At 74.2% G+C, this 6,190-nt stretch carries 5 protein-coding genes; 1 reads left to right on the forward strand and 4 read right to left on the reverse strand.

Annotated features, from left to right (window positions below):
• Positions 1 to 83: 83 nt before the first annotated feature.
• The 4 genes from E1300_RS46490 to E1300_RS46505 all read right to left on the reverse strand — a co-directional run bounded on the left by E1300_RS46490 (position 84) and on the right by E1300_RS46505 (position 4,901).
• Positions 84 to 1,205, reverse strand: coding sequence for a PAS domain-containing protein (locus E1300_RS46490; protein ID WP_131763661.1), 1,122 nt, complete (start codon positions 1,203 to 1,205; stop codon positions 84 to 86).
• Positions 1,206 to 1,302: 97 nt separating this feature from the next.
• A complete protein-coding gene (locus E1300_RS46495; protein ID WP_242619844.1) occupies positions 1,303 to 3,168 on the reverse strand; it encodes a CheR family methyltransferase in 1,866 nt (621 codons plus the stop codon).
• A 57-nt stretch (positions 3,169 to 3,225) separates the two neighbouring features.
• Entirely contained in the window at positions 3,226 to 4,419 is a 1,194-nt protein-coding gene (locus tag E1300_RS46500; protein WP_131763662.1) for a chemotaxis protein CheB, read from the reverse strand.
• Positions 4,413 to 4,901, reverse strand: coding sequence for a hypothetical protein (locus E1300_RS46505; RefSeq protein WP_131763663.1), 489 nt, complete (start codon positions 4,899 to 4,901; stop codon positions 4,413 to 4,415). The genes E1300_RS46500 and E1300_RS46505 overlap by 7 nt, the downstream gene beginning before the upstream one ends.
• A 159-nt stretch (positions 4,902 to 5,060) precedes the next feature.
• Here E1300_RS46505 and E1300_RS46510 point away from each other — a divergent pair.
• The coding region (locus E1300_RS46510; RefSeq protein ID WP_370786114.1) for a hypothetical protein at positions 5,061 to 6,190 on the forward strand (1,130 nt) is incomplete at its 3' end.

A 6,190-nucleotide genomic window follows, 5' to 3' on the forward strand; every position in this document is an offset into this window, starting at 1 on the left:
CGCCGCTCGCCGACCAGCGCTTCGGCGCCGCGCTGCTCTGCGCGGCGGCGGTCGCCGTCACGCTCGCCGCCCTGCTGCCCGCGCTACCCGTCGGCGTCCGGCGCGGCGGCCAGCGCTAGCCCGAGGTGCATGCCGAGCTCCTCGAACACCGCGAGGTCGGTGACGGTGAACGGCGCCCGCTCCTCACCGCGGATGAGGACCATCGCGCCGAGGACGTCGTCCTCCGTCCGGACCGGGACGCCCACGGCCGAGCCCGTGGCGAGCCGCGCGAGGATCCGGCGGTCCTCCGCGGTGCCGCCGAACGCGCCGCTCTCCCACAGCGGGATGTGCAGCGTGGACTCGCCCGTCTCGACGATGTAGCGGGACACGTCGGCCGGTTCCAGCTCGCGCAGCACCCGCGTGACGGCCGGCGCCCCGCCGTCTGCCCCGCCGCCCTCCGGGCCCGCCACCGCGGCGCGGCCGAGCACCCCGGCGCCCGCAGCGCCTCGCCGCCTGAGGTCGGTCACCGCCCAGTCGGCGCACTCCGCGGCCAGCAGCGCGGTCGCCGCCTCCACCAGCGGCCGGGACGCGAGGCCGCGGGCGCCGATCAGCAGCCGGGTCATCCGCCCCATCACGTCCAGCCGCCGCACGTACGCCGCCACCGCCATGATCTCCTGGTGCGGCTCCGGCGTGGGATCCACGGTGACCAGCACGTACGGCCGGCTCCCCGGCCCCGGCCTGCCGCCGAGCCGGATCAGCGACAGGCGCAGCTGCGGCGGCCGCCGCCGCCTCGACCCGAGCCGGCACGGCAGGACGCCGAGCTCGCCCTCCCGCAGGACGTCGGCGAGCTCGCAGCGGAACGAGACCCGCCACGGCAGCTCGACGAAGACCGCGAACGGCTTCCCGGCCGCGTACGCCGCGGTCACCCCGAGCAGGCCCGCCCCCTGCCGGTTGACCAGCCGGATCACGCCCGTGGCGTCGAGGAGGAAGACGGGCACCGGCAGCTCCCGCACCGCGGCGCGGACGACGTCCCGCCGCCACGCCTCGTCGCCGCCGATCTCCGCGAGCCGCTCGATCTCGTCGGTGCAGGCGCGCAGCTCCTCCTCGGCGCTCTCCAGCTCCGCCAGCGCGAGGTCCAGCGCCGGGGACGAGCGGAGCGAGTCCAGCCGGCCGCTGAAGGCGTCCAGGTCGCGCCGGAAGGCGGAGGTGTCCACGCTCGAAGCCATCGCCCTGTACCTCCCCGTCAACGGGTGGAGCCGGTACCTGGCATTCTCCTCACTTCCGCCGGGAAGGGAACCCGGTGACGCGACAACAGCCCCGCGGTCACAACTCCTCGCCGGGCAGGTGGTCCATCACGATGATCACGCCTTCGGTCTGGCCCGGGTCGTCCCTGAGCAGCACCGACTCCACCGAGAGCCGGACCGGGCGGCCGCGCCGGTTCACCGCGTCCACCGTGGTCTCGGCACCGCCGACGGACGAGCCCCCGTCCAGCAGCCGGCGCAGCGTGGGGACGAGCTCCTGCACCGGCAGCCCGATGTCGAGCTCCTCCAGCGAGAGGCCGTGCGCCTCGTCGGCGCGGAGCCCCCACAGCTCCTCCGCGCCGGCGTTCCACACCTGGACCCGCAGGTCGCGGTCGACCACGACCGCCGCGGACCCGAGGCTGCGCAGCACCGAGCTGAGGAACGAGTTCGCCGAGTCGAGCTGCTCGCTGCGAACGCGAAGCGCGTCGTTGATCTCCTGGAGCTCGTCGTTGGTCGACTGGAGCTCCTCGTTCATCGTCTCCAGTTCCTCGTTGGTGGACTGGAGCTCCTCGTTCGTCGTCTCCAGCTCCTCATTGGTCGACTGGAGCTCCTCGTTCGTCGTCTCCAGCTCCTCGTTGAGGGACTGGAGCTCCTCGTAGGCCCGCTCCAGCTCCTGGTTCGAGTGCTCCAGCTCCTCCCGGAGCCGCCGGTAGTGCGTGACGTCCGAGAAGTTGATGCCGACACCGACCGGTTCCCCGGGCTGCCGGAACAGCGGGACGACCTGCACGTGGAAGACGCTCGGCTCCGCCCCGGCCGACCGGTGCCACACCACGTCGTGCAGCTCCGCCGGGCGGACGTCCTTGCGCACCGTCTCGATCACCGACCGCAGCTCCACCGGGCGGTAGGACACCTCCAGGTCCTGGAACGGCCGGCCGATGTCGCGGGGACGCAGGTTGAACAGCGTCTCCGCGCGCGCGTTCGCGACCGCGAGGTTGCCCACGAGGTCCACCGCGAGCTGGGCGACCGGGCCCGCGTTGAGCGCCGCCTGCTCCAGTTGCGTCGAGGACGAGCGCACGGTCCGGTTCCCCTCGTCCCACACCTTGTGCGGGAGGCCGGGACTCCGGTTCGAGATCTTCCGGAAGAGGCGCTTGCGCAGGTCGATCGGCTCGAACCGGTCACCGTGGTTGAGGAGCATCTCCGCCTTGCCCAGGAAGAGGTAGCCGGGCTCGTTCAGCGCGAAATGGAAGCGCCGGATGACGCCCGTCTGCGTCTCGGCGTTGAAGTACATCAGCGTGTTGCGCGCGACGAGCAGGTCCACCCGGGAGATCGGCGCGTCGTGCGTCAGGTCGTTCCGCCCGAAGATCACCTGGCGGCGCAGGTCGCGCCGGAAGGCGTACCGGGTGCCGGACTGCTCGAAGTAGTTGCGGCGCAGGTCCTCGGGCAGCTCGGCGAGCTGCCGCTCGGAGTAGGTCCCCGCGCGGGCCTGGTGCAGCGCGTCCTCGTCCAGGTCCGTGGCGTAGATCTTCACCCGCTCGCGGAAGTCGTCGGCCCCGAGCATCTCCGCGAGGACGATCGCCAGCGTGTACGCCTCCTCGCCGGTCGCGCAGCCGGCGCTCCAGACGCGGATCGGCCGGCCCGGGTCCTTGGCGGCCAGCATCTCCGGCAGCACCGACTCGCGCAGGGCCTGCCAGGCGGGCGGATCGCGGAAGAAGGCCGTCACGTTGATCAGCAGGCTGTCGAAGAGGCGGCCGAACTCCTCCGCCTCCAGCTCCAGGTAGTCACGGTACTCACCGACCTCGGTCAGACCGAGCGCGTCCATCCGGCGCTTGATGCGCCGGGTCAGTGTCGTCGGTTTGTATCCGGTGAAGTCGAATCCGCGGGTCTCCTTCAGCATCAGAAGGAGATCCTCGAACTCCGTCTCGTGCTCGTCGCTCTGCTTCTCGGCCACGTTTTCGAAGCGTACGCCGCCTCGTCAGCTCGTCGTGCGGGGTCCGGCCACTTCCCGTCAAACCGCCGGGCCGGACGTCCTGGAACCGCCTCCGGCGTCGCCGCCCCCTCTCCTTTCCTCCTCGCCCTCACTGCCGTCTCCGGCGCCCCCCGCACCGCCGCGCCCGCCCGCCTCCTCCCGCGCGTTCTCCCGCGCCTCCTCCGCTCCGGCGGTCCCGGTGTCGCCGCCGTCCAACCCGTCCGGGGCGGTGGTCGCGATGTGCTCGATCAGCGAACGGATCGTGACCAGCGCCTCCTCGCTCTCGGCGGACGAGGCGCGGAAGAGCCTCGCGGACCTCGTGTGGCCCCGCTCCTCGGCGTCCGCGGCCATCCGCCGGGTCAGCCGCGAGCGCTCCTCCAGCCGCAGGGCCGCCACCCACAGCGCCCGCTCGACCGCGTCCGCCTGCCCGTCGAGCAGGCTTCCGGCCGACCAGCCGTGCCCCAGCCGGCATTCGTAGTGCGCGGGCCGGGTCCTCGGCATGACGTTCAGCGGGCCCCCGCACTCCGGGCAGGTGATGCCGCTCCACACGCCCGGCGGCTCCATCGCCACGGGATCAGCCTCCAGTCGGTCGGCCGGGTTGTCCGCCGTCGGCGCGGCCGGGTTGTCCGCCGTCGGCGCGGCCGGGTCGATCTCGACGGGGGTCCGGCTCTGCTCCGCGATGAACGACCCGATGTCCTTCAGCGGCAGGACGGCCGCGTCGGGTACCGCCGCCAGGGCGGCGCGGGGCATCCCGTCGTAAGTGCTGTCGTCCGGGTCCTGGACGGCCACGGCGCCCCCGGCCGCGGCGACCGCCGCCGCGCCCGCGGCCCCGTCGTCCAGCGTCCCGCTGAGGACCACCGCGGTCACCCGCGGCCCCCACTCGGCGGCGGCGCTCTCGAAGAGCGGGTCCGCCGCCGGCCGGTGGTTGTGCTGCTTCGGACCGTGCGACACGTGGATCGCGCCGTCGCGGAGCAGGAGGTGGTGGTCGGGCGGCGCCACGTACACGCGGCCGTGGCGGACCGGCTCGCCGTCCGCGGCCTGGGCCGCCGGCAGCGGCCCCGCCCGGTTCAGGATGTTGGGGAGCGCGCGGCCTCCCGTCGGCGGGACGTGCAGGACGACCAGGACCGCGGCCGGGAGGTTCCCGGGAAGCTCCGCCATCACTCCCTGGAGCGCCCCGATCCCGCCGGCCGAAGCCGCGATGACGACGATGTCGCGCCCCGCTGCGGTCACCATGGCGGTTTCCTGCCCGGTCCGGTCGCCGTCATGCCATCGGCGGGCCTCTCGGACCACCGGCGCGTGTAATCGACGCGGACGCGGGCGGCCGCGGCGCGGTCGTCGGCGGCGAGGGCGCGGTGCCGCCGTGCCGACTCGCGGTGCCGCCGCACGTCGCCCACCTCGTTCTCGGCCAGATACTCGTGCAGCGCGGCGGCGCGGTCGTGCACGGCGCCGGCGCGGTTGTAGGCCGCGATCACGGCCTCGGTGGCGCGGTCGGCGTGCAGCGCCGCCCGCCGCACCCGCTCCATCGAGCTCATGCGGCCGGCGGCCGGCGCGGCGCCCGCCTCGGTCGCCGGAACCGTACCGCCTTCGCCGGCGGCCGTGGCGGCCGTGGCGGCCGTGGCCAGCTCACGCTTCCTTTGCTGGATCTCGTGCAGCCGCTCGCTGATCTCCTCCAGCCGTCCGCGCGGCGTGTCGTGACCCACCCTCTCGGGCTTCATGGGGCCATTGTCCTCTCTCATCCGCCGGAAAGGCGTCCGCGGAGGGCAGAACTCTCACACCGATCCGGGACCTTCCCGAGGAAACCGGCCGCGCCGAATCCGTACTCGGGGTAGTGTCGCGAACGCGATCCGTGCACACGGCCCACAAGGATGGATCCCATGAGCGGTCACGTCCTGCAAGAACCGGACCAGGACTCGGGCGCCTCAGGGGGGATGGTCGGGCTGGCCCGCATGGTGATGCTGCCGTTGGACGGCCACGGCCGCGTCCTCGCCTGGGGCGAGGACGCCGAGCGGCTCTTCGGCCACGCCGCCGAGACGATGCTCGGCCGCGTCTTCGGGGACCGGTTCTCGGTCCCCGGCATGCACGGCGCCGCCCTCGACCCCGTCCGGTCGGGGGCGGCCGAGGCCACGGCCTTCACCGCCCCGCTGCTCCGCCGCCACCCACTGAAGATCAAGAATGTGGCGTGGTGGGTGTACCGGCTGCCCGGCGGCCGCCCGCCTCCCCGCGACGCGAACGGCGACGGTCATGGAGGCGGCGGCGACGAGCACGGCGGGCACGGCGATGGGCGCGATGACGGGCACGATGATGAGCGCGGCGGCGGACGCGACGACGGGCACGGCGGCGGCGACGGGCACGATGGAGACGGCGAGCTCAGGCTGCTCGCCTTCGCCACGGAGACGACATCGCTGCGCAGCGTCCCGCTCGGCCTGTCGGTGGGCGACCAGATCGTCGCCCGGTCGGCGGTCGCGGCCGAACCGCACCGCGGCCTGCGCGTCCCGAGCGTCGCCCCGTACCTGCTCCCGGTGACGCCTCCGCACCTGCCGCGGCTGCGGCGCAATCTGGCCAAGGTGCTCGGCGGCCTGGAGCTGCCCGTCCCGGCGGACCCCGCCGCGCTCACCGCCCGGATCCTCGACCTCGGCTACCCCGCGGTCAGCTTCATCCTCGGCGCGCGGCTGCCCTTCGACGCCTTCGACGGCCTGGCCATCGACGACTCCGCGCTGTCCGCCGGCGGCACGCCCGACGGCCTGGCGTTCCTCAGCCGGGCGAGCGCCGGCATCGGCAGCCGGCTCGACCCGTTCCGGACGGCGGAGGAGCTCGCCGGCGTGGTCGTCCCCCATCTCGCGGACGTGGCGGAGGTCCACGTCCTGGACGACCTGCTCGCCGACCCCGAGGGCACGGTCGGCCAGGCGCCCGGCCAGGCGGACCGGCCGCGGATCGTCCGGCGGCTCGCGCGCTGCGGCGGCACGGCCCCCGATCCCGGGCCGCCCGACCAGGCGCCGGTGCGGCT

Origin of the sequence: Actinomadura fibrosa (genome assembly GCF_900659615.1) — a bacterium.
Taxonomy (GTDB): Bacteria; Actinomycetota; Actinomycetes; order Streptosporangiales; family Streptosporangiaceae; genus Spirillospora; species Spirillospora fibrosa.

What these genes read in the sequence shown, in the direction of transcription:
- E1300_RS46505 (WP_131763663.1), bottom strand. Translation starts at nt 4,901, where the DNA reads ATGAAGCCCGAGAGGGTGGGTCACGACACGCCGCGCGGACGGCTGGAG.
- E1300_RS46500 (WP_131763662.1), bottom strand. Translation starts at nt 4,419, where the DNA reads ATGGTGACCGCAGCGGGGCGCGACATCGTCGTCATCGCGGCTTCGGCC.
- E1300_RS46490 (WP_131763661.1), bottom strand. Translation starts at nt 1,205, where the DNA reads ATGGCTTCGAGCGTGGACACCTCCGCCTTCCGGCGCGACCTGGACGCC.